This is a genomic window from Nocardioides sp. AE5 (assembly GCF_031844485.1).
GTDB lineage: Bacteria > Actinomycetota > Actinomycetes > Propionibacteriales > Nocardioidaceae > Nocardioides.
In genome coordinates, this window is sequence record NZ_JAUZVI010000001.1 from 567,881 (window position 1) to 590,346 (window position 22,466).

The window sequence follows — 22,466 nt, forward strand, 5'->3', positions numbered from 1 at the left end:
CTGCACTCTAGGTGACCATTGGGGCTGGTGGGAGGGGAGTGAATGAATTGTTATCGGGTCACAGGTCGAGCTTGTAGCCCAGTCCCCGCACCGTCACCAGGAAGGTCGGGGCACCCGGGTCCGGTTCCAGTTTGGCCCGCAGCCGCTTGACGTGTACGTCGAGGGTCTTGGTGTCACCGACGTAGTCCGAGCCCCAGACCCGGTCGATCAACTGTCCCCGGGTGAGCACCCGGCCCGGGTTGCGCAGGAACATCTCGAGGAGCTCGAACTCCTTGAGCGGGAGTTTCTGCTCGCGACCGTCGACGGTGACCACGTGTCGCTCGACGTCCATCCGCACCGGCCCGGCCTCCAGGATCCCGGTGTCCAGGGCCTCCTCGGCGGCACCGCGCCGCAGCACTGCCCGGATCCGGGCGACCAGTTCCCGTGGCGAATAGGGCTTGGTGACGTAGTCGTCCGCGCCGAGTTCCAGGCCGACGACCTTGTCCACCTCCTCGTCCTTGGCGCTGACCATGATCACCGGGACTGCCGAGACCTGGCGGATCCGGCGGCACACCTCGGTGCCCGGGATCCCCGGTAGCATCAGGTCGAGCAGGACGATGTCGGCGCCGGCCCGGTCGAACTCGGTGAGCGCCTGGTTGCCGTCGTTGGCGATGGCAACCTCGAACCCCTCCTTGCGCAGCATGTAGGCCAGCGCATCGCTGTAACTCTCTTCATCCTCGACCACGAGCACGCGTGTCACGGACGTTCCTCCTGCATCTTCTGGGGAAGGACCAGGGTGAAGGTGGAACCCTGGCCCTCGACGGACCATACGCGGATGTCGCCTCCGTGGGTGGCCGCGACGTGCTTGACGATGGAGAGCCCCAACCCGGTGCCGCCGGTGGAGCGGTGCCGGGCAGGGTCCACCCGATAGAAGCGCTCGAAGATCCGGTCGATCTCCTGGGACGGGATGCCGATGCCCTGGTCGGTGACGGCGACCTCGATCCAGCCGTCCGCTGCCCGGGTGGTGACCAGGACCCGGGCAGCGTCGGGGGAGTAGGTGACCGCGTTGGCGACCAGGTTGCTCACTGCCATCGAGATCTGGTCCGCGTCGCCGAGTGCCTCCAGCCCGGTCTCGCCCGTGCAGACCACCTCGACGTTGCGTGACTCGGCATCGGTGCGGACGTGGGCCAGGGCGAGCGCCACCACGTCGTCGACGTCGATCGGGTGAGGCTCGTTGAGCGGGTCGTCGGCCTGGAGCCTGGAGAGTTCGATGATCTGCTGGACCAGCAGGGTGAGTCGCTCGCTCTCGGTGATCATCCGGCCCGCGAAGTGCTCCACGGCCTCCGGGTCGTCCGAGGCGTCCTGGACTGCCTCGGCCAGGATTCTGATCGCGCCGATCGGCGTCTTCAGTTCATGGCTCACGTTGGCGACGAAATCACGGCGTACCGCTTCGATGAGGCGCTCGCGGGTGCGGTCCTCGACCAGGAGCAGGATCATCCGGGCGCCCAGCGGTGCGACCCGGGCATTGATGTGCCGGGAGGGACTGCCGGAGCGGTCGGGGATCTCGAACTCGGCCTCGCGGATCTGCCCGTCACGGCGTACCTCCGCGACCATCTCGATGAGTCCGTCGACGGTGAGACGGTCGCCACGGACCAGGCCCAGTGCATAGGCCGGGGCAGATGCCTTCAGGACCAGGTCGGAGTCGTCGAGGAGGACACCGCTGGAGCGCAGCACGGAGAGGACCGCGGCGGCGCCGGCCGGCACCAGTGGCTCGGGGGTCGGTGGTACGGCGCGTTGCTGTCGCTCGCTGTAGAGGAAGGCCACCAGTACGCCGGCGATCATGCACATCGCGAGCAGCACGGAGAGGATCACCTGGGGCGACGGCACAGCACGATCGTAGCCATCCTCCGGGATGACGGAGCCCGGGGCCGGTGTGAGAACCGTCTGTTCACGCTGCGTTCACATGATCACCGGCCGGAGGTCGGAGAGGCTGCCTAGCCTCTGCCGCATGCGTAAAGTCTTCCGCGCGGAACTCGAGTCCGTCTTCGCCGACCTGGCCGCCATTGCCACCCGGGTGGAGGCCGCCGTCGGGCGCGCCACCGATGCCCTGCTCACCAGCGACGTTGCGGTCGCCGAGGCGGTGATCTCCGGTGACGTCGAGATCGACCTGGCCCGCGAGGACGTCGAGGAGAAGGCCTTCGAGTTGCTCAGCCTCCAGGCCCCGGTCGCTGGCGACCTGCGCATCGTGGTGGCGGCCCTGCGGATGGTCGCCGACCTGGAGCGGATGGGTGACCTCTCGGTCCACATCGCCAAGATCGCCCGGCTGCGCGCTCCCGACATCGCCGTCCCCGAGCAGGCCCGGCCCACGATCCGGAGCATGGCCGCCGTCGCCCAGGAGATGGCCGGCAAGGTCGCCCACGTGATCACCACCCGCGACCTGGCCGCGGCCCACGACCTGGTCAGTGATGACGAGGAGATGGACCAGTTGCGCCGCGAGACCTTCCGCCAGCTCTTCGACAACCAGTGGAACGACGGGATCGAGGCCGCGGTCGACCTGGCCCTGCTGGGCCGTTATTACGAGCGGATCGCCGACCACGCGGTCTCCTCGGCCCGTCGGGTCGTCTTCGTCGTGACCGGCGAGATCCCCGCCGACGCCTGACGCTCCCGGGCTCGGGACGCCGGAGCCTGCCACCGAGCAGGACGATCCAGGACTGCCAACGGGCCCGGCATGCTAGTTTCCGCGCGTGACGAAGGTGATCATCGCGCTCCACCGGCCCGGGCTCGACGACGTACTGCGCGGGGAGCCGTTGCGTGACGGGCTCGCCGCCACCGGAGCCACCGCGCTCCAGGTCAACGTCGACGACGCACCGGTCGCCGAGGCGCTCCGCTTCGGCCCGGCCGCGCCCGTGACCGCGCTGGTGTCGGTGTGGACCGCAGGCTCACCCGGGGCGGTGATCGACGTCGTACGCCGGGCGACCGGGGAGGACGAGGTGCATGCCTGGTCGGTCGCCGAGCACGTCCGGCTCGATGGCGCCCGGGTCGCCGATGGCACCCGCGCCGACGTCCTCGCGCAGGTCGCGCTGCTGCGCCGTCCGGAGGCGATGGCGCCCGAGGATTACCTGGACTACTGGATGGTCGAGCACACGCCGATCGCGATCCGCACCCAGAACACCAGCGCCTATGTGCAGAACGTGGTGCTGGAGCGGCTCACCGAGGCGACCCCGGTGGTCTCCGGGATCGTCGAGGAACACTTCCCGATGGAGGCGATCAGCGACAGCCACGCCTTCTACGGCAGCCGGGGCGACCGTGCCGAGCGCGACCGGAGGATCGCCGAACTGATGGCCAGCGTGGCCCGGATGGGCGCCGACCAGGGACTGGACCTGGTGCCGACCAGCCGCTATCGCTGGAGCCTTGCCGGGACGGGGAACGCGTCGTGACCGCTGTGTTGATCGCGGGCGCCACCGGTGCGGTCGGTTCCCGGGTGCTGGAGATGGCCCTGGCCGACCCCCGGCTCGAGCGGGTCGTCGCGCCCACCCGCCGGCCGCTCACCACGACCACGCCGGAGTTGATCAATCCGGTCGTCGACTTCGCCGACCTCGACCCGACGGACGAGTGGTGGCAGGTCGACGCCGTGGTCTGCGCGCTGGGGACCACGCGCAAGGAGGCCGGGACCGCGGCGGCGTTCCGCCACGTCGACCACGCGCTGCCGGTCCGGATCGGCGAACTGACCCGGGCCGCCGGGGCCACGGCGTACGGGCTGGTCTCCTCGGTGGGCGCGGATGCGACCTCGCGCAACCTCTACCTGCGCACCAAGGGCGAGGCCGAGTCGGACCTGGCTGCGCTGGGCTTCGACTCCCTCACCATCGTGCGCCCCTCGGCGCTGCTGGGTGGGCGGCGCACCCGTACGACGACCCTGGGGGACCGGCTCGGCGAGGCGAGTCGTCACGTCGCGCCGCTGTTGCCGGCCCGGGTGCGACCGGTCCACGTCGACCAGGTGGCCGCCGCGCTGCTCGAGGCGATCGCCCGGCCGCGGCCGGGCATCCAGGTCGTCGTCAACGCGAGCCTGTGAGGCGCTGCCCCGCGCGGACGGACATGCAGTTCGGCGCGCTGGAGCAGTGGTTGCCGCTCAGGGCGTAGTGAGATCGTCCGAACTGCATGTCGCTCGGTACGTCGTACGCCGGCGTCGTATGCCGGGGGTCAGCGCCCCTGGTTCGCGACCGCTGCGGCAGCCGCTGCGGCAGCCTCGGGGTCGAGGTACTCGCCGCCGGCCACGGTGGGCCGCAGGTCCTCGTCGAGGCGGTAGACCAACGGCATTCCGGTCGGGATGTTGAGGCCTGCGATCTCCTCGTCACCGATCTGGTCCAGGTGCTTGACGATGGCGCGGAGGCTGTTGCCGTGGGCGGCGACCAGCACGACCTTGCCGGAGCGCAGGTCGGTGACGATCTCGGCCTCCCACCAGGGAAGCATGCGGGCGATGACGTCCTTGAGGCACTCGGTGCGGGGACGTTCGTCGCCGAGGTCGGCGTAGCGCGGGTCGTCGGCCTGGGAGAACTCGCTGGCGTCGTCCAGCGGCGGGGGTGGGGTGTCGAAGGAGCGGCGCCAGGTCATGAACTGTTCCTCGCCGAACTCGGCCAGGGTCTGCTTCTTGTCCTTGCCCTGCAGTGCGCCGTAGTGGCGCTCGTTGAGGCGCCAACTGCGCTTGACCGGGATCCAGTGGCGATCAGCGGCATCCAGTGCAAGGGCGGCGGTGTTGATCGCCCGCCGCTGCAGCGAGGTGTGCACCACGTCGGGGAGCAGGCCGGCGGCCTTGAGTTGCTCGCCGCCGCGGACCGCCTCGGCACGACCCTTCTCGGTCAATGCCACGTCGACCCAGCCGGTGAAGAGGTTCTTCGCGTTCCACTCGCTCTCGCCGTGGCGGAGCAGGATCAGGGTGTGGGCCATCACTCGGATTCCGTGCCGCTGGCGTCAGCGTTTGCCTCGGCTTCGGCGTCGGCGTCCGCCTGGATGGCCTCCTCCGTCGTACCGGCCGGCTCGGGGCAGGTGACGGTGTGCGGCTCGTGGTGGGCGTACTCATCGAGGTGGTTCGGGGTGAGCTCCGGCCCGTCCTGGCAGGCCCAGTGGCCGTTGTTGGGCACGACGGGGGCCTCGACAGTGACCGGTTCGCCCTCGTTGAACTGCAGGGTCACCGGGACGAAGTCACCGATCTTGAAGCTGCCGGTGACCCGGATGCCCGGCAGGTCGATCCCGTCGCGGTCGGAGGTGACCGGGTCGTTGGAGAACCGGACGTGGCCGGCTGCCTTGATGGTCACCGGGCCGGTGAACTCGACAGTGCCGCCCTCGCTGGTGATGGTGGTCAGCTCACGGTCGGCGGAGCCGGAGGGCTCGCCGGCCTGGACGACGTCGTTGTTCACCAGCGTGGTGACCAGGGTGCCGGAGCCGTCCGCGGTGGCCACGATCACGGCGTTGAGGACGTCGACGCGCTCGCTGCGGTCGTTGGCCCCGGGAGCGGGGGTGTAGACCTTGTCGGTGGCGAAATCCATGCCACACGAGGTGAGCGCGGGGGTGAGGAGCACGAGGGCGCCGACAGCGGTGGCGCGTGCGAACCGGGTGCGAAGCTTCATCTGGCAGGCCTTTGTCGTCAAGTCAGGCGGACCGCGTCGGGGACGGACCGCACCGTTCGGGTGACACCCTATCGCTCACCGGACGAGTCCGGAGGTGAGGGCTGCCACGATGAGCAGGGCAAGGGCGACGCCGGTGAGGATCATCGAGAGCAGCATGAGGCGGGGCGCGCCGGTGCGCAGCGCGATGGTGAGCGGCAGGCTCCTGCTGCCGTCCTTGTTGTCGTCGACCAGACCGGGCAGGGAGCGGAGCAGGTGGAGGGCGACACCGAGCAGTGCCGCGGCCAGGGTGATCGCGATGGTCGGGGCGCCGCCGCTGCCCTCGCCGCCCCAGCCGCCGTACGAGAGGAAGGCGGGGAAGAGGCCGAAACTGATCGCCCACGGCACGAACGAGAAGCGGGTACGCCGCAGCACGCCGGCATTGGTGAGCATCGCCAGCGCGATGATAGCCAGGTGCGCGATGCCGGCCGCCGTTCCGTTGGCGATCGAGAGCGGGATCACCAGCAGGATGCCGACCATGATGGTGAAACCGGCGTTGCTGCGGTCGAGGTAGCCCTCGGCCACGGGCTTGTTCTCCCGCGAGTGTTCCCGGTCGCGGCGCGCGTCGACCACGTCGTTGTGGAGCCCGATCACCAGTTGCCCGACCAGCACGGTGATCAGCACGAGGCCGACCTCACGGGTGCTGCGGCCGGAGAGCGCCGCGGCGACGGTGACGCCGACGGCGACGAGCAGTGCCTGCCGTGCGTGGCTGGCCCGGACCAGGGCGACCGGGAGTGAGCGGCCCAGGTCGAAGGGGGCCTCGTCGAGCAGCCGTGGATTGTGGCCGCCACGGACGCGTTTCGCCGGCTTGTACTTCTTGACAGGCATGGCACGCAGTATTGACCAGAGGTCGCATCAATGCACCCGTCCCCGCCGGATCCGGCGCCCCGAATTCGGCGCCTGCCGCCGGTCGGTGACGCTTGCCCACCACAAGGGTTGCCGTTCTGTCAAGCCCGGATATGGCACCTGACCTGCGCAAACGCGGAAAGGGGTGCTCCGGATCCGTGTTAGACTGGTCACCTAGGAAGGGGTACTTGGCACATGACATTCACCGTCGGCGAAACGGTTGTTTACCCAAATCACGGCGCAGCGGTCATCGAAGACATCGAGACGCGCACCATCAAGGGGGAAGACAGGGAATACCTGGTCCTCCGCATCGTCGCCCAGCAGGACCTGGTCGTTCGGGTCCCTGCGTGCAACCTTGACTTGGTCGGGGTTCGCGACGTCGTGGACAAGGAGGGGCTCGACCGTGTGTTCGACGTCCTCCGCGCCGCGCACGTCGAGGAGCCGACCAACTGGTCGCGCCGCTACAAGGCGAACCTGGAGAAGTTGCACTCGGGCGATGTGATGAAGGTTGCCGAGGTCGTCCGCGACCTGTGGCGCCGTGAGCGTGACCGCGGCCTGTCGGCTGGGGAGAAGCGGATGCTGGCAAAGGCTCGCCAGATCCTCGTCTCCGAGCTGGCACTGGCCGAGAGCACCAACGAGGACAAGGCAGAAGCCATCCTCGATGAGGTCCTCGCCAGCTGAGCTGCGTCACCGAATCAACCTCGGAGCCCCCGCACCTGCGGGGGCTCCGCTGCATTTCCCACGAACGCTCACTCGTTGCGTCGCGAACGCTCAATGATGGATGTCCGAAGGTTCAATCGTTGATCTCCAAGGCGCAACGATTGAGCTCTCGAGCATCGAGGATTGAGCGTTCGTGGGCTGGGTAGGTATGCCGCCATGACAGGTGTCGGGGTCCGGGGGGTGGTGGCTGGAGTCCTCGTGGTCGCCGGGGTGGTGGCCGGGTGCAGTTCATCGCCGGGCGCGGCGGCTGATCCGATCTCCCTGCAGGGTCAGCAACTGGAGGCGGTCCGGGTCACCGGCCTCTTCGCGGCCGGTACGCCGGAGGGCGCGGAGACGACGTTCGCGACCGAGATGACGCCGACGGTGCTCGACGATCCGGAGCAGTGGGATGCCTGGATGACGTGCGGCCAGGAACCGACGGGTCCCCAGGAGGGATCGGTCGAGGAGAACCGCGGCCGCGCGGGCAGCTACCAGGTCAGCGTCAGCGACAGCCTGCGCAGGGACTTCATGGGCCTGGTGCTGGCCGCGGACGAGCAGGTCGAGGCCCCCGGCGAGTACGCCGCGCGGCTGGTCTTCTTCCCCGTCGCCGGGGTGGAGTGGCCCGAGGTGCTGACCGGGACGATGCGGATCCGCGACGACTGGCTCGGCGGCGACTTCGAGGTCGCCGACACCGATGGCATCGAGATCAGCGGCACCTGGGAGTGCGTCCGGGCTGGTTAGGTCCCACGAACGCTCCATCGTTGCGTCGCGAGCGCTCACTCGTGGATCCCCAGAACGCAACGACTGACCTTTCGCGCATCAACGAGTGAGCGTTCGTGGGAGGAGGAGGGCGGTGGCGATCGCGGCCACGCCCTCCCCGCGCCCGGTCAGGCCGAGTCCGTCGGTGGTGGTCGCGGACAGTGAGACCGGCGCACCGACCACCTCGGAGAGCACCACCTCGGCCTCGGAGCGCCGCGCACCCAGCCGGGGGCGGTTGCCGATCACCTGGATCGCCACGTTGCCGACCGTGAAGCCGGCGTCGACCACCCGGCGTACGGTCTCGGCGAGCAGGGCGGTGCCCGAGGCGCCGGCCCATTCCGGCTCGGCGGTGCCGAAGTTGGTGCCCAGGTCGCCCAGGCCAGCCGCCGAGAGCAGTGCGTCGCAGGCCGCATGGGCCGCCACGTCGGCGTCCGAGTGGCCCTCCAGCCCGGCGGGTTCGCCGGGCCAGGCCAGGCCGGCCAGCATCATCGGACGCCCGGGGGCGAAGCGGTGTACGTCGGTGCCGATGCCGATCCGGGGCGCGTTGGCGGGTGTCGAGGTCACCACACGATGATGCCTGACACCATGGACCCATGAGCGGATTCCCCAGCGAAGGCGCGGCACTGGTCGTCGGCGGCAGTGGCGGCATCGGTGCCTCCGTGGCGCGGCTGCTGGCCGAGCGAGGCAGCAACGTGGCGGTCACCTTCCGTGGCAATCAGGAGGCGGCCGACGCGATCGCCCAGGCCGCCACCGGGTGGGGCGCGCGCTCCTCCGCACACCGGCTCGACGTGGCCTCCGCCGTCGAGAGCGCCGAGGTGGTGGACGCGGTGGCGGCGGTGTACGGCGGCATCCACACGCTGGTGCACGCCGCCGGGCCGCACGTGCCGATGGTGCACCTGTCCCGGGTCGCGCCGGAGCAGATGGCGGCGCAGCTGCAGGCCGACACCGCGGGCTTCTTCAACGTGGTGCACCCGGCGCTGCCGCACCTGCGTGTCAGCAAGGGGTCGATCGTGGCGGTCACCACCGCAGCGACCGCCCGCTATCCGGTCCGCGACGGGCTCTCCTCGGGCCCCAAGGGAGCCGTCGAGGCCCTGGTCCGGGGCCTGGCTGCCGAGGAGGGCCGGTTCGGGGTCCGGGTCAACGCCGTCGGCCCGGGGATGCTCACCGACGGCATGGCGGCCCGGCTGATCGACTCCGGCGACCTCTCCGCAGACGCCCTGGCGATCACCCGCGACAACATTCCACTGCGCCGGTTCGGCACCGCCCACGACATCGCCGAGGCGGTCGTCTTCCTGGCCTCGGAGGCTGCCGGGTTCATCTCCGGGCAGAAGCTGGACGTCGACGGGGGCTATGGCGTCTGAGCCGGAGAAGTCCGAGATGGCACCGGATCCCTTGCACGTGGTGCGAATTTTCCGGTGCTGTCCCGGGAGCGCTCGAATCGGCCCAGCACCCGCACAACCCCTAGGATTGACCGGGTGAGCCTGAGGATCTATGACACCGCGACCCGTGAAGTCCGTGACTTCACGCCCCTCGAGGAGGGGAAGGCCTCGATCTATGCCTGCGGGCTCACCGTGCAGTCCGAGCCGCACGTCGGCCACATCCGCTCCGGGGTCAACTTCGACGTGCTGCAGCGCTGGCTGCGGGCGAGCGGCTATGAGGTCACCTTCATCCGCAACATTACCGACATCGACGACAAGATCCTGATCAAGGCCGCCGAGCAGGGCCGGCCCTGGTACAACCTCGCCTACGACATGGCCCGCGAGCTCGGCGCCGCCTATGCCGTGCTCAACGTCGCCCCGCCGACGTACGAACCACTCGCCACCGGGCACATCCCCGAGATGGTCGAACTGATCGCCCAGATCATCGAGCGCGGCCACGCGTACGCCGCCGAGGACGGGTCGGGTGACGTCTACTTCGACGTCCGCTCGTGGTCGGCCTACGGCGAACTGACCGGCCAGCGGGTCGACGACATGGAGGCGAGCGGAGATGTCGACCCGCACCATGCCTCGAGAAAGCGCGACCCCCGCGACTTCGCGCTGTGGAAGGGCCACAAGGCCGGCGAACCGGCCACGGCGAGCTGGCCCTCGCCGTGGGGCCGGGGCCGTCCGGGTTGGCACATCGAATGCTCCGCGATGGCCGGCAAATACCTCGGCGACACCTTCGACATCCATGGTGGCGGGCTGGACCTGCGCTTCCCGCACCACGAGAACGAACTGGCCCAGTCACGTGCCGCCGGCCGCGGCTTCGCGACGTACTGGATGCACAACGCCTGGATCACCACCGCCGGCGAGAAGATGTCCAAGTCGCTGGGCAACTCGCTGCTGGTGCCCAACGTGCTGCAGCGGGTCAGCGCCGCCGAGTTGCGCTTCTACATGGTCGCCGCGCACTATCGCTCCAACGTGGAGTTCTCCGACCAGGCGCTCACCGAGGCGGCGGTCGGCTTCCGCCGGATCCAGGCGTACGTCGCCCGCGCAGAGCAGGTGCTCGGCCAGCGGCCGGCGCGACTTCCCGCAGCAGGGCTGCTGGCCGGCCTGCCCGCGGAGTTCGTCGCATCGATGGACGACGACCTGGGCACCCCGGCCGCGGTGGCGGTGCTGCACAACACCGTGCGCGAGGGCAACAAGCTCCTGGCCGAGCCGGATGCGCTGGCGGAGAACCTGGCCAGTGTGCTGGCCATGCTCGACGTGCTCGGCCTGCACCCCGACGACTTCGCCGAGCGCGGTGCCGCCGATGGCGAGCGGTGGACCGCTGCGATCGACGTGCTGGTCACCGGCCTGATGGAGCAGCGCGACCAGGCCCGCGCGGAGAAGGACTATGCGGCTGCTGACGCGATCCGGGATCGGATCAAGGCGGCCGGGATCGAGATCACCGACACCCCGAGCGGACCGCAGTGGTCGCTGGGCAACGACCAGGGCGAGGGCAGGAACTGATGGCCGGCAACAGCCAGCGCAAGGGCGCGATCCGCAAGTCCGCCAAGGGCAACCCGGCGGTGGGGTCCGGCGGCCGGGTACGCCGCGGTCTCGAGGGCAAGGGACCCACCCCGAAGGCCGCCGACCGCCCGAACCACAAGGTCTACAAGCAGCGCAACAAGGTGGACAAGTCCGCCGCGGCCCGCCCCAAGCGGAAGGTCACCAAGGGCTCGGACGCCGAATGGGTGGCCGGGCGCAACTCCGTGGTCGAGGCGCTGCGCGGCGGCATGCCCGCCACCGCGATCTATGTCGTCGAGGGCACCGAGCGGGACGGGCGCCTGCGCGAGGCATTCGGCCTGGCCGCGGATGCCGGCATCCCGCTGCTCGAGGTCTCCCGCGTCGAGATGGACCGGCTCACCGGCGGAGCGGTCCACCAGGGACTCGCCGCCCGGATCCCGGCCTATGAGTACGCCGACCCGGCCGACTTCCTCGATGCTGCAGCGACCAACGGCGAGCCGCCGCTGATCGTTGCGCTCGACTCGGTCACCGACCCGCGCAACCTCGGTGCGGTGGTCCGCTCCGCTGCGGGCTTCGGCGCCCACGGCGTCGTCATCCCCGAGCGGCGGGCCGCCTCGATGACCGCCTCGGCGTGGAAGACGTCGGCCGGTGCTGCGGTCCGGCTCCCGGTCGCCCAGACGGTCAACCTGGTCCGCCAGTTGAAGGCCTACCAGGCGGCGGGCTGCATGGTCGTCGGGCTGGCGGCCGACGGGGAGGTCGCGCTGCCCGACTTCGACCTGGCCGATGGTCCGCTGGTCCTGGTGGTCGGCTCGGAGGGCAAGGGGCTGGGACGCCTGGTCTCCGAGACCTGCGACCAACTGGTCTCGATCCCGATGGCGAACAGCCTGGAATCCCTCAACGCAGGCGTGGCCGCCTCCGTGGCGCTCTACGCCATCGCACAGGCCCGTGCCTGAGCCAGCCACCACGTCCAGGGACCGCAAGCGCGGCGCGTTGCGGGTGCTGGTCTATGTCGTCGCGTGGCTCGCGATGGCGATCCCGGCCTCGGTGGGCATCTTCTTCTCCTCCGAGACCCAGATCAGCGTGGCCAGCCATGACGCGGTGATCAGCCCGACCCTCTCGGGCTACGTCACGCTGCGCACCGGCCCGTTCCTGCCCGACGTACGGATGGATTCGGGCGCGCCGCTCGGGGTGAACGTGGTGCTCGGCAAGACCGAGGCCGGCAGCATCGAGGAGGCCGTCGAGCGCTATGCATTCATCGCCAGCCAGCCCGATGCCCAGATCGGGTTGGTCACCGGTGCGCTGAAGCGGATGGCGATCGACGCGTCCGTGCGCGGTGGGCTGCTCGCCCTGTTGCCGATCGGCATCTGGTTCCTGATCGGCAAGAATCGGCGTCGCCAGTTGCTCGGTCACACCCGCCTGCGTCGCATCGCCACCTCGGGGTTGGTGATCGTGGTGTGCACAGGCGCCGGCGTGGTGCTGGTCAACAAGTCGTGGCAGGCCGGCCAGCCGAGCGTGGTCGACGCGACGACCTGGCTCACCCTGGACGAATACCTGCCCGGCGTGCCGATGCCCGACGAAGTGCGCGGCATCGAGATCCAGGGCTCGCTCTCCGCCGAGGGCACCCGCCGACTGGTGATGAGCGCCATCGACACCTACCAGTCCAGCCACGCCTTCTATGCCGCGGCCAGGGACCGCGCCGCCGACATAACGGTCCGCGACCCCGGCGAGGGCGAGACCGTCGCGATCCTGGTCTCGGACCGCCACGACAACATCGGGATGGACCCGGTGGTGCGTGCCGTAGCGGACCGGGCCGGGGCCACCGTCGTGCTCGACGCCGGTGACGACACCTCGACCGGGGCGCGCTGGGAGGCGTTCTCCCTCGACTCGCTCGCCGATGCCTTCGAGGACTTCGAGCACCGTTATTCGATCGTCGGCAACCACGACAGCGGCGACTTCGTGGAGACCTACATGGCCGACCTGGGCTGGACGGTCGCGACCCATGAGCCGATCGACACCGAGCCGATGGGCAGGTTCGCCTCCTTCAACGACCCGCGCTCCAGCGGCCTGGGCAACTGGCGCGACCAGGTCGGGATGACGATCGGCGAGAAGAGCGCCTACATCGCCGACATCCTCTGTGCCAGTGACCGGGTCGGCACGCTGATGGTCCACGACATCAACATGGCCAAGGAATCACTGGCCCGTGGCTGCGTCGACCTGGCCGTGGCCGGGCACATCCACGTGCAGACCGGGCCCGATGCCGTGCTCGGGGAGAACGGCGAGGTCGGCTACCAGTTCACCAACGGCACCACCGGGGGAGCGGCGTACGCGATCGCGGTCGGCAGCAAGTTGCGCCGTGCCGCCGAGATGTCGCTGATCACCTATCGCGACGGTCGCCCGGTCGGCATCCAGGTGGTCACCCTGCAGACCACGGGCTACTTCACCGTCCAGGACTGGGTCGAGCTGACCTTTGAATTGCCGCCCGACGGTGGCGGCGAGGCCGGGGTGGCGCTGCCCGGTGGTGCCCTGGCACCTGCCGACACCGACGAAGACACCTCGCCGGCGGCCCCCGACCGGCCGACGGCGCCGGCCGATCCCTCGCCGGAGTCCCAGCCCGGCGAGTAGGCGTCCCGCCTCCTCCTCTCCTCGTACGACGCCCGTCCCCTTCTCCTTGTAACGCGGGGAAACGGTCGCTTGAGTAGGGCTGTGCGCCCCGTTTTCGTCAACAGCACCGCACAAGGGGAGCGAGCCGCAGGCCCTGTTCGGACACCATTCACCCGGCCCTCGCAGCACGGTCGCATGATGGACGTCGGCGCGGGCGAGCATCGCCGGGATGCTCACGCGAGGAATGATCGGATCACTGCTCGTCCTGGCGGGCGGCATGGTGGTCTCGCCACTGCCGCGATCCGCGCGGGTGCTGCACCTGGATCCCCTGCTCCTGCTGCGTGGCTCGACCGCTGGCCGGATGCTCGGCCTGGCCGTCGTCCTGGTCGGCCTCGGCATGCTGGCGGCCGCGTGGATCCGGCTCTGTCGCCACGCTGCCGGGGCGGGGGCGGGGGAGCAGGCGGAGGCACTCGGCCTGGTCCGCCAGGCGACCGTCGTGTGGGCGTTGCCGTTGTTGATCGCCCCACCGCTCTTCTCCCGGGACGGCTGGAGCTATGCGGCCCAGGGCATGCTCACCACGCTCGACATGTCGCCGTACGAGCATGGGCCCGGCGTGCTGCGCGGACCGATCAGCCAGGCAGTCGATCCCCAGTGGATGAACACCCCGACGCCGTACGGTCCGCTGCCGCTGATCCTCGGCGACATCGCCGCCCGGCTCACGGCAGACCCATGGGTCCTCGTCATCGCGCACCGCTGCGTCGCCATGATCGGCCTGGTGCTGCTGGCCTGGGCGCTGCCCCGGCTGGCGCGCTGGAACGGAGTGAACCCGGCGCTGGCCTCGGGGCTGGTGCTGGCTTCGCCGTTGATGGTGTCCAACGGTGTCGGCGGGCTCCACAACGACCTGCTGATGGTGGGCCTGATGGCCGCGGCCCTGGTCGTGGCCGAAGAGCGGGGATGGCCGTGGGCTGCAGCGCTGGGCGGCGCCGCGGCCGCAGTGAAGTTGCCGGGAGGCCTGATCTGCATCGCGGTCGCGCTGGTCTCGTTGCCGCTCGCCGCCACCCTCGCGCAGCGGGTACGCCGTTTGGTGGCGGTCGGCGTGGTGGCCATCGGCACCCTGTGGGGGCTGGGCGCGATCTGGGGCCTGGGCACCGGGTGGCTCGCCGCGCTGGCCGTCCCGGGCACCGTCAACACACCGCTCTCCGCGCCGACGGTGCTCGGTGGCGTCGTCGATCTGATCGCCCGCGGACTCGGGGCGGGGGCGCCCGAGGCATTCTTCCTGGAGTGGACGCGGGCCCTGGCCACCGTGGCGGCGCTGGTCGTGGCCGGCTGGGTGGCGCTGCGCTGGCGCACCGGCGACCGGTCGACGGGGATCGCGGCAACGGTCTTCATCGTCTCCGCTTCGTTGCTGCTCAGCCCGGTGGTGCATTTGTGGTACTTCCTGTGGCTGGTGCCCTTCCTGGCCGTGCATCGGCTCGGGCGCTCGGGCACCGTCTTCCTGATCGCCCTCTCGGTGGTCGCCGGCCTGGTCGCGCCGCTGGATTCGTCGCTGCACGGCGCCTACCTGATCATCGTGGTCGGCAGCACCTGCGCGGCCGCGCTCGGTGGGATCGTGCTGCTGACCACGCGGGCCCGTTCCCGGATCGCCCACATCGCCCAGCCGGCCGACTGAACGCGCCCGGTGGGCCGGGCCCGGGTCAGGCGGTGGCGAGTTCGGTGCCGATGCCGGCGCCGAGGGTGGCGTGCACCGCGAGCATCCGGTCCACCGTGGTCGACCAGGCGAACTGCTCGGCCCGGGCCCGGGCGGCCGCCCGGCGGCGTACGACGTCGCGCGCGGCCAGCCGGAGCACGGCGTCGGCCAGGGAGTCCGGATCCGGGGCACCGCGCTCACCCGAGTCGGCGTCGACGAGTTCGCTGGCGCCGCCCACGGAGGCCGTCACCACCGGGGTGCCGCAGGCCAGGGCCTCCAGCACGGCCAGGCCGAAGGTCTCGCCGGGGCAGACCGAGAGCGCGATGTCGGCCGATGCGATCCGGGCGGCGAGCGCGCGGCGACCGCAGATGTGGCCGTGGAAGGTGACCGATGCGTCGCCGGCGATGGCCTTGAGTTCGTGGAGGTGGGGCCCCTCGCCGTACACATCCAGGTGGACCGGTACGCCGCGGCGGTGCAGCGCCACCGCAGTGGCCACCGCCAGGTGGGGACTCTTCTCCCGCGAGAGCCGGCCGACGTGGACCAGGCGGAGTACGTCGTCACGTCGCCGTGGCATGACTGAATCCGCCTCCAGCGCCGCAGCGGGGCAGAAGTCGACCAGGTCCACGCCCAGCGGGATCCGGTGCACCGGCTTCCCGGCGCTGGCGGCAGCCGCGGAGAACTCACGCTGCGCGAACCGGGAGGTGACCACCACGGCATCGAACTGGCGGACCAGGATCTTGTTGTGCATCCCGATCGCCACGCGCGCCGTCTCCCCGAAGCCGGTGCGCATGCCCAGCATCAGGTCGAGTCGCTCATGGGAGAAGAGCAGGGAGCCGACTCCGTTGCGCCGCGCCCACCGGGTGAGCGGCAGCAGGGTGGACTTGTCGCTCACCTCGATCGAGGTCGGGCCGAACTCCTCCAGCGCGGCGATCACCCGCCACGGCTCCACGATCAACCGATAGCCGCCACCCACCCGAGGCGCCCGGAACTGGACCACGGGGCCAGCTGCGCTCTCCAGGCGGGCGTCGACCGGACCGGGCACCAGGAGCATCCGCTGGGCGCCGGCCGCGGCATAGCCGGTGCCGAGCGCGTTGATCGCGGTCTTGATGCCGCCCGAGGCGGGGCCGAAGAAGTTGGCGAGTTGGGCAATGCGCATGGGCATGAATCTGCACCGTGCGGATGAACGAGGTGTTGTGCCCGGGTGGATGTCACGTGTCGCATTGCCACAGCACCTGCGCCCCGGGCACGGACGGAGGTCACGGCACGGACCACCCTCGACGAACCTGCGGCGATACCCACTAGCATGGGCGCGCCGTCACGGACGGCATGCCGGTGTAGCTCAGTTGGTAGAGCGCCTCACTTGTAATGAGGATGTCGCGGGTTCGACTCCTGTCACCGGCTCCAATCCACCGCCTGCGGTGTGGTCACCGCACCTGCGTCGCCTCGAATTCCATGGCCGGGTTGGCGATCGCCTCCTGGCCGAGCACGATCTGCAGTTCGCGCTCGCCGGAGTCCACGGTCGCCTGCAGCACGCCGAGCACGGAGCTCGCGGTGGCGGCCAGTGCGTACGCCGGGTCGCCGGTGGCGCGCAGCCGCGCGGTGAAGAGGGCGGCGGTCAGGTCGCCGGAGCCGTTGGCCTTGATCGGCAGGTGCGGCGTACGCACCAGCCAGGCGCCGTCGTCGGTGACGGCCAGCATCTCGATCGTCCCTTCCGGTGCGTCGGGTTGCTCGACGCTGGTCACCAGGACCGTGCTCGGCCCCATCGCGCGGGCCAGATCGACCGAGTCCAGCGTCTCGGCCAGGGAGCGGGGAGAGGTGTTGGTCAGGTAGCCGAGCTCGAACTGGTTGGGCGTGATCAGGTCAGCGTGGGGGACCACCCGGTCGCGCAGCAGGTCCGGGATCGCCGGGTGCACGAAGCAGCCGCTCTTCGCGTTGCCCATCACCGGGTCGCAGGCATAGATGGCCTGCGGGTTGGCTGCTTTGACCCGGGCCACTGCGTCGAGGATGACGCCGCCGATCTCCTCGCCGCCCTGGTAGCCGGAGAGCACGACGTCGACCTGGTCCAGGACGCCGCGCTCCTCGATCCCGGTGATCACCTCGCGTACGTCGTCGGCCGAGAGCAGCGGACCGCGCCAGGCGCCGTACCCGGTGTGGTTGGAGAAGTGCACGGTGAAGACCGGCCACACCTCATGGCCGAGGCGTTGCAGCGGGAAGACTGCCGCGGAGTTGCCGACGTGGCCATAGGCGACCGAGGACTGGATGGAGAGCACCTTCACCCGCTCATTCTGGCACCCGGGTGGGGCATGGCCCCAAGCCGGTGGCAGCCGCGCCGGCAGGCGGGCTCCCGAGTCACATACCGACGGTCGGTTTGCCCTTCCCCCGGAAACTAGAACTTGTTACAGTGAATCCGCGTGTGGGCCGCGCCACACCCGGATGCAGAAGAGGACAGGAACACATGGGCAAGAAGCCGTACTCCAGCGAAGCCGACTACGTCGTGGTCGGAGCCGGCTCCGCCGGTTGTGCCGTGGCCGGCCGCCTGGCCGAGGCCGGGCACTCGGTGATCATGATCGAGGCCGGCGGCAGCGACCGGTCGATCATGTTCAAGCGTCCCGGCATGATCACCATGATCTACAGCGACCCGAAGCTGAAAAGCCGCTTCGACTGGGGCTTCTACACCACCCCGCAGAAGCACGTCCTGGACCGCAAGCTCCCCGCCACCCGCGGCAAGGTGATGGGTGGTTCCGGCTCGGTCAACGGGATGATCTTCGTGCGCGGCAACAAGGAGAACTTCGACTCCTGGGAGGCCGAGGGCAACAAGGGTTGGGGCTATGAGGACGTGCTCCAGAACTTCAAGCGGATGGAGGACTGGGCCGGCCCCGCGAGTGAGTACCGCGGCAAGGGAGGCCCGATCAAGGTCCTCGAGAACGGCGACATCTGCGACGCGGCCAAGACCTTCATCGCTGCCGGTTCCTCGGCGCTGGGCGTGCCGGTCAACAGTGACTACAACGGCGCCGAGCAGTTCGGCATGCACGTGATCCAGGAGAACACCGGGAACAACCTGCGCTACTCCTCCTCACGCGGCTACCTCACCGAGGCGGAGCTGCCCAGCCTCGAGGTGCAGCAGCGCGGCACCGTCTCCAAGGTCGTGGTCACCAACGGCCGCGCCACCGGCGTCGAGGTGCTGGACAAGAAGGGCGTACGCCGTACGGTCCGGGCCCGTCGCGAGGTGATCCTCTCTGCCGGCGCCTTCGGTTCCCCGCAGCTGCTGATGCTGTCGGGGATCGGCCCGGCCGCGCACCTGGAGGAGAAGGGCATCCGGACCCTGGCCGACCTGCCGGTCGGCGACAACCTGCACGACCACCTCTTCGTCCCGATGACGTACGCCGTGGACAACTCGCCGCACCGATCCACCGCGCTCCACTTCGGTGGCGGCATCATCAAGGACCGGCTCAAGCCCGGCAGCACCTTCTTGTCGCACTCGGTCTTCGAGGCCGGCGGCTTCGTGCACACGTCGCTCTCCGACGGTGTGGTCCCGGACCTGCAGCTCTTCGCGATCCCGTGGTCCTACCCGCCGTTCCAGGACGAGCCGGCGCGGCTGTCCCCGGACAAGCGCCCGTCGCTGTCGGTCTTCTCCACGCTGATCCGCCCCCGTTCCCGGGGCACGGTGCGCCTGGCCAGCAACGACCCGCTGGAGGCGCCGCTGATCGACCCGAACCTGCTCGCCGAGCCGGACGACCTCGACGTGATCGTGGAGGGCATGGAGATGATCCGCTCGATCATGGCGGACTCCGCGATCGCCAAGCACGTCAAGGAGGAGTACGAGCCCGGTCCGTCGTACTCCGGGGAGTCCCTGCGCGCCGAGGCGCTGCGCCGGGTGACCACCGTCTACCACCCGGTCGGCAGCTGCCGGATGGGTGTCGACGAGCGCGCTGTCGTGGGGCCCGACCTCAAGGTCCGGGGCATCGAGGGCCTCCGGGTCGCCGACGCCTCGATCATGCCGAGCATCACCGGCGGCAACACGAATGCCCCGTCGATGATGATCGGCGACAAGGCCGGCGAGATCATCCTGTCCGAGAGCAACTGAGGGGAAACACCATGGCCCTGACCCGCCCAGCCGCCGTCACCGACCGCTTCCTCGAGCGCCTCGTCTCGCGGGTGCCGTCGACCTCCGGGGGCACCTGGAAGCTGACCGAGGTCTACACCGGCGAGGTCCTCGTCGAGCTCCCGCAGTCGACGCCGGCCGACATCGAGCAGGCGTTCGCCACCGCCCGCGCGGCCCAGGCCGAGTGGTCGCAGTGGCCGCTGAAGAAGCGGCTCAAGGTCTTCAAGAAGTTCCACTCGCTGGTGCTCAAGCACAACTCCACCATCGTGGACCTGATCCAGGTGGAGTCCGGCAAGGCCCGCCGGATGGCGTTCGAGGAGACCCTCGACATCCCGATGGTGGCCGGCTACTACATCAAGCGCGCCCCCAAGGTGCTTGCGCCGAAGAAGCACGCCGGCCCGGTGCCGATGGTCTCCTCGTCGCTGGAGACCCGCCAGCCCAAGGGCGTCGTCGGGATCATCGCGCCGTGGAACTTCCCCTTCGCCACCGGCATCTCCGATGCCATCCCGGCGCTGATCGCCGGCAACGGCGTGGTGGTCAAGCCGGACAACAAGACTGCGCTCTCGCCGTTGTACGGCATCGAACTGCTGGAGCAGGCGGGCCTGCCCAAGGGCCTCTTCCAGGTGGTCTGCGGGGAGGGGCCGGACGTCGGCCCGACGCTGATCGACAACGCCAACTATGTGATGTTCACCGGCTCCACCAACACCGGCCGGGTGATCGGGGAGCGGGCCGGGCGCAACCTGATCGGCGCCTGCCTCGAGCTCGGCGGCAAGAACCCGATGATCGTGCTTCCGGACGCGAACCTCGACGACGTGGTCAAGGGTGCCCTCTTCGGGGCCTTCGGCAACACCGGGCAGATCTGCATGCACATCGAGCGGATGTACATCCACGACACCATCTATGACGACTTCAAGCGCCGCTTCGTCGAGGCGACCGAGGCGCTTGTGGTGGGTGCGGCGTACGACTTCGACCCGGAGGTCGGCTCCCTGGTCTCGGTCGACCACAAGGACCGGGTGGCCTCGCACGTGGAGGACGCCGTTGCCAAGGGCGCCACGGTGCTGACCGGCGGACGCGAACTGCCGGAAATCGGGCCGGCGTTCTATGCGCCGACCATCCTCGAGGGCGTCACCAAGGAGATGCTGGCCGGCGTGGGGGAGACCTTCGGCCCGGTGGTGGCGCTGCACCGCTATCGCACCGAGGACGAGGCGATCGCCCTGGCCAACGACACGGACTATGGCCTCAACGCCTCCGTGTGGGGTGGCGACATCGACAACGCCATCCGGGTGGGGCGCCGGATCCACTCGGGCAACGTGAACATCAACGACATCCTTGCCACGGCGTACGCCTCCAAGGGCACCCCGTCCGGCGGCGTGAAGCAGTCCGGCGTCGGCGCGCGCCACGGCGACCAGGGCCTGTTGAAGTACACCGACTGCCAGAACGTCGGCATCCTCAAGAAGCAGGTGATGGGCGCCCCCGAGGGCGTCCCGTTCGAGGAGAACGTCAAGCAGCAGATCATCGGCCTGCGGGTGATGCGCAAGCTCGGCATCCGCTGACACGAACGCTCACTCGTTGCGTTGCGTTCGTGCCGGGTCAGGCCACCTGGAGCGAACGCTTGGCCAGGCCCATCCAGTAGCCGTCGATCTTCTGCTCACCGGGGTCGTCGGCCTTGTCGGCAGCGCCGAGGGTGATGAAGAGCGGGATGTAGTGCTCCACGGTCGGGTGTGCATAGGGCATCCCGGGCGCCTTCGAGCGGTATGCCGCCAGCTCGTCCACGTCGCCCCGGGCCAGGGCCTCGCCGGCCCACAGGTCGAAGTCCTTCGACCACCCGGGTGCGGCGGCGTCGATGCTCCACTCCTTGAGGAACGGCAGGCCGTGGGTGAGGAACCCGGAGCCGATGATCAGCACGCCCTCGTCGCGCAGCGGGCGCAGCCGCTCGCCGAGCTTGAGCAGCGTGTACGGGTCGTTGGTGGGCAGGGACATCTGCAGCACCGGGATGTCGGCGTCGGGGTACATGATCTTCAGCGGCACCCAGGCGCCGTGGTCCAGGCCGCGGCTGCGGTGCTGGTGGACCGGTTCGCCGTCGGGCATCATCGCCGCGACCCGGGCCGTGAGGTCACTGGCGTCCGGGGTGGCATAGGTCATCTCGTAGTACTTCTGCGCGAATCCGCCGAAGTCATAGACCAGGGGCACACCGGAGGCGGTCAGGCTGACCGGCGCGGATTCCCAGTGGGCGCTGACGATCAGGATCGCCTTGGGGCGAGGGAGGTCCTTGGCCCAGGCGGCGAGCTGGCTCGACCAGATCGGGTCGTCGAGCAGCGGGGGGCGCCGTGGCCGATGTAGAGGGCGGGCATCTTCGTAGTGGTCATGCCCTCACAATAGTTGAAATCTAAACTGTATTCCATGGTCGCCTATCGTGACCCCCATGAGCGCGTTGGCAGGACTGGTCGACAAGGGGCTCGTTGCACGGGACTGGGCGGAGGCGTTGGCGCCCGTGGACGAGCAGATCGCCCGGATGGGCCAGTTCCTCCGCGAGGAACTGGCCGCCGGACGCCCCTTCCTGCCGGCCGGCGACCACGTCCTGCGCGCCTTCCAGCGGCCGCTCGCCGAGGTCAAGGTGCTGGTCGTGGGCCAGGATCCCTACCCCACGCCGGGGCACCCGATTGGCCTCAGCTTCGCGGTGGCCCCCGACGTACGTCCGATCCCGCGCAGCCTGGCCAACATCTATGCCGAGCTCGAGGCCGACCTCGGCCTGCCCCGCGCCGCCCACGGCGACCTGGGCGCGTGGGCCGACCAGGGCGTGATGCTGCTCAACCGTGTGCTCACCGTGCGGCCCGGCGAAGCCGCCTCCCATCGCGGGCGCGGCTGGGAGGCGGTCACCGAATGCGCGATCGACGCGCTGGTGCGCCGTGGCGGGCCGCTGGCCGCCATCCTGTGGGGCCGCGACGCACAGTCGCTGAAGCCCCGGCTGGGCGGCGTGCCCGTGGTCGCCTCGGCCCACCCGTCCCCGCTCTCGGCGAGCCGCGGTTTCTTCGGCTCCCGCTCGTTCAGCCGGGTCAACCAGTTGCTCGTCGAGCAGGGCGGGGAGCCCGTCGACTGGTCACTGCCCGCGCACCCCTGAAACCGGCCCCACGAACGCTCACTCGTTGATGCGCGACGACGACGATTGAGCTTTCGGAGATCAAGAAGTGAGCGTTCGCGACACAACGAGT

22 protein-coding genes and 1 tRNA gene are annotated in these 22,466 nt (G+C 69.8%); 14 read left to right on the forward strand and 9 right to left on the reverse strand.

Going from position 1 to position 22,466, the window contains the following annotated elements; genetic code table 11:
- Positions 1 to 58: 58 nt before the first annotated feature.
- Entirely contained in the window at positions 59 to 739 is a 681-nt protein-coding gene (locus tag Q9R27_RS02715) for a response regulator transcription factor (protein WP_311250780.1), read from the reverse strand.
- Positions 736 to 1,866: an ATP-binding protein gene (locus Q9R27_RS02720; RefSeq protein WP_311250781.1), complete on the reverse strand. Its 1,131-nt coding sequence runs from the start codon at positions 1,864 to 1,866 to the stop codon at positions 736 to 738. Before Q9R27_RS02720 ends, Q9R27_RS02715 begins: the two co-directional genes overlap by 4 nt.
- A gap of 121 nt (positions 1,867 to 1,987) precedes the next feature.
- Here Q9R27_RS02720 and phoU point away from each other — a divergent pair, with 121 nt between their 5' ends.
- The 3 genes from phoU (at position 1,988) to Q9R27_RS02735 (ending at position 4,048) form a co-directional block, all read left to right on the forward strand.
- Positions 1,988 to 2,638, forward strand: coding sequence for a phosphate signaling complex protein PhoU (phoU, locus tag Q9R27_RS02725; RefSeq protein WP_311250782.1), 651 nt, complete (start codon positions 1,988 to 1,990; stop codon positions 2,636 to 2,638).
- An 85-nt stretch (positions 2,639 to 2,723) separates the two neighbouring features.
- Complete coding sequence (locus tag Q9R27_RS02730; RefSeq protein WP_311250783.1) at positions 2,724 to 3,416, forward strand: hypothetical protein; 693 nt, start codon at positions 2,724 to 2,726, stop codon at positions 3,414 to 3,416.
- On the forward strand, positions 3,413 to 4,048 hold the full coding sequence (locus Q9R27_RS02735; RefSeq protein WP_311250784.1) for an NAD(P)H-binding protein: 636 nt from the start codon (positions 3,413 to 3,415) through the stop codon (positions 4,046 to 4,048). The genes Q9R27_RS02730 and Q9R27_RS02735 overlap by 4 nt, the downstream gene beginning before the upstream one ends.
- Positions 4,049 to 4,176: 128 nt before the next feature.
- Here Q9R27_RS02735 and Q9R27_RS02740 read toward each other — a convergent pair whose 3' ends face one another.
- From Q9R27_RS02740 to Q9R27_RS02750, 3 genes are all read right to left on the reverse strand, one after another.
- Positions 4,177 to 4,920, reverse strand: a complete 744-nt coding sequence (locus Q9R27_RS02740) for a phosphoglyceromutase (RefSeq protein ID WP_311250785.1) — start codon at positions 4,918 to 4,920, stop codon at positions 4,177 to 4,179.
- Positions 4,920 to 5,600 (reverse strand): hypothetical protein, encoded by a 681-nt coding sequence (locus Q9R27_RS02745; RefSeq protein WP_311250786.1) that lies wholly within the window; start codon positions 5,598 to 5,600, stop codon positions 4,920 to 4,922. Before Q9R27_RS02745 ends, Q9R27_RS02740 begins: the two co-directional genes overlap by 1 nt.
- A 75-nt stretch (positions 5,601 to 5,675) precedes the next feature.
- Positions 5,676 to 6,464, reverse strand: coding sequence for a UbiA family prenyltransferase (locus tag Q9R27_RS02750; RefSeq protein ID WP_311250787.1), 789 nt, complete (start codon positions 6,462 to 6,464; stop codon positions 5,676 to 5,678).
- A gap of 213 nt (positions 6,465 to 6,677) precedes the next feature.
- On the opposite strand from Q9R27_RS02750, the gene Q9R27_RS02755 reads away from it, so the two are divergent.
- Together Q9R27_RS02755 and Q9R27_RS02760 are read left to right on the forward strand one after the other, a co-directional pair.
- Positions 6,678 to 7,163 (forward strand): CarD family transcriptional regulator, encoded by a 486-nt coding sequence (locus Q9R27_RS02755; protein ID WP_311250788.1) that lies wholly within the window; start codon positions 6,678 to 6,680, stop codon positions 7,161 to 7,163.
- A 195-nt stretch (positions 7,164 to 7,358) separates the two neighbouring features.
- The gene (locus Q9R27_RS02760; protein ID WP_311250789.1) at positions 7,359 to 7,922 is read left to right on the forward strand and encodes a hypothetical protein; all 564 of its coding nucleotides are present in this window, start codon (positions 7,359 to 7,361) and stop codon (positions 7,920 to 7,922) included.
- A gap of 78 nt (positions 7,923 to 8,000) precedes the next feature.
- Here the strand turns inward: Q9R27_RS02760 and ispF are convergent, their stop codons facing one another.
- Positions 8,001 to 8,504, reverse strand: a complete 504-nt coding sequence (gene ispF, locus Q9R27_RS02765; RefSeq protein ID WP_311250790.1) for a 2-C-methyl-D-erythritol 2,4-cyclodiphosphate synthase — start codon at positions 8,502 to 8,504, stop codon at positions 8,001 to 8,003.
- 29 nt (positions 8,505 to 8,533) lie between these two features.
- On the opposite strand from ispF, the gene Q9R27_RS02770 reads away from it, so the two are divergent.
- The 5 genes from Q9R27_RS02770 (at position 8,534) to mptB (ending at position 15,137) form a co-directional block, all read left to right on the forward strand.
- Positions 8,534 to 9,301, forward strand: coding sequence for an SDR family oxidoreductase (locus Q9R27_RS02770; protein WP_311250791.1), 768 nt, complete (start codon positions 8,534 to 8,536; stop codon positions 9,299 to 9,301).
- Between the two features lie 114 nt (positions 9,302 to 9,415).
- Positions 9,416 to 10,870 carry a cysteine--tRNA ligase gene (gene cysS, locus Q9R27_RS02775; protein WP_311250792.1) on the forward strand — a complete coding sequence of 485 codons (1,455 nt, stop codon included), beginning with the start codon at positions 9,416 to 9,418 and terminating at the stop codon, positions 10,868 to 10,870.
- Positions 10,870 to 11,820 carry a 23S rRNA (guanosine(2251)-2'-O)-methyltransferase RlmB gene (rlmB, locus tag Q9R27_RS02780; protein ID WP_311250793.1) on the forward strand — a complete coding sequence of 317 codons (951 nt, stop codon included), beginning with the start codon at positions 10,870 to 10,872 and terminating at the stop codon, positions 11,818 to 11,820. The genes cysS and rlmB overlap by 1 nt, the downstream gene beginning before the upstream one ends.
- Positions 11,813 to 13,489 (forward strand): metallophosphoesterase, encoded by a 1,677-nt coding sequence (locus Q9R27_RS02785; protein ID WP_311250794.1) that lies wholly within the window; start codon positions 11,813 to 11,815, stop codon positions 13,487 to 13,489. The genes rlmB and Q9R27_RS02785 overlap by 8 nt, the downstream gene beginning before the upstream one ends.
- A 208-nt stretch (positions 13,490 to 13,697) precedes the next feature.
- Positions 13,698 to 15,137, forward strand: a complete 1,440-nt coding sequence (mptB, locus tag Q9R27_RS02790; RefSeq protein ID WP_311250795.1) for a polyprenol phosphomannose-dependent alpha 1,6 mannosyltransferase MptB — start codon at positions 13,698 to 13,700, stop codon at positions 15,135 to 15,137.
- A gap of 25 nt (positions 15,138 to 15,162) precedes the next feature.
- Here the strand turns inward: mptB and Q9R27_RS02795 are convergent, their stop codons facing one another.
- Complete coding sequence (locus Q9R27_RS02795) at positions 15,163 to 16,311, reverse strand: glycosyltransferase (protein WP_311250796.1); 1,149 nt, start codon at positions 16,309 to 16,311, stop codon at positions 15,163 to 15,165.
- 172 nt (positions 16,312 to 16,483) lie between these two features.
- Here Q9R27_RS02795 and Q9R27_RS02800 point away from each other — a divergent pair.
- A tRNA-Thr gene (locus Q9R27_RS02800) sits at positions 16,484 to 16,559 on the forward strand.
- 20 nt (positions 16,560 to 16,579) lie between these two features.
- On the opposite strand, the gene pdxY is transcribed toward Q9R27_RS02800, so the two are convergent.
- Positions 16,580 to 17,431 carry a pyridoxal kinase PdxY gene (gene pdxY, locus Q9R27_RS02805; RefSeq protein WP_311250797.1) on the reverse strand — a complete coding sequence of 284 codons (852 nt, stop codon included), beginning with the start codon at positions 17,429 to 17,431 and terminating at the stop codon, positions 16,580 to 16,582.
- 179 nt (positions 17,432 to 17,610) lie between these two features.
- Between pdxY and Q9R27_RS02810 the strand changes: the two genes are divergently transcribed.
- The gene (locus Q9R27_RS02810; RefSeq protein ID WP_311250798.1) at positions 17,611 to 19,239 is read left to right on the forward strand and encodes a GMC family oxidoreductase N-terminal domain-containing protein; all 1,629 of its coding nucleotides are present in this window, start codon (positions 17,611 to 17,613) and stop codon (positions 19,237 to 19,239) included.
- An 11-nt stretch (positions 19,240 to 19,250) separates the two neighbouring features.
- Positions 19,251 to 20,810 (forward strand): succinic semialdehyde dehydrogenase, encoded by a 1,560-nt coding sequence (locus tag Q9R27_RS02815; RefSeq protein WP_311250799.1) that lies wholly within the window; start codon positions 19,251 to 19,253, stop codon positions 20,808 to 20,810.
- Between the two features lie 37 nt (positions 20,811 to 20,847).
- Here the strand turns inward: Q9R27_RS02815 and Q9R27_RS02820 are convergent, their stop codons facing one another.
- Positions 20,848 to 21,573, reverse strand: coding sequence for a class III extradiol ring-cleavage dioxygenase (locus tag Q9R27_RS02820; RefSeq protein WP_311250855.1), 726 nt, complete (start codon positions 21,571 to 21,573; stop codon positions 20,848 to 20,850).
- A gap of 106 nt (positions 21,574 to 21,679) precedes the next feature.
- On the opposite strand from Q9R27_RS02820, the gene Q9R27_RS02825 reads away from it, so the two are divergent.
- Positions 21,680 to 22,375: a uracil-DNA glycosylase gene (locus Q9R27_RS02825; protein ID WP_311250800.1), complete on the forward strand. Its 696-nt coding sequence runs from the start codon at positions 21,680 to 21,682 to the stop codon at positions 22,373 to 22,375.
- The last annotated feature ends 91 nt before the right edge of the window (positions 22,376 to 22,466 follow it).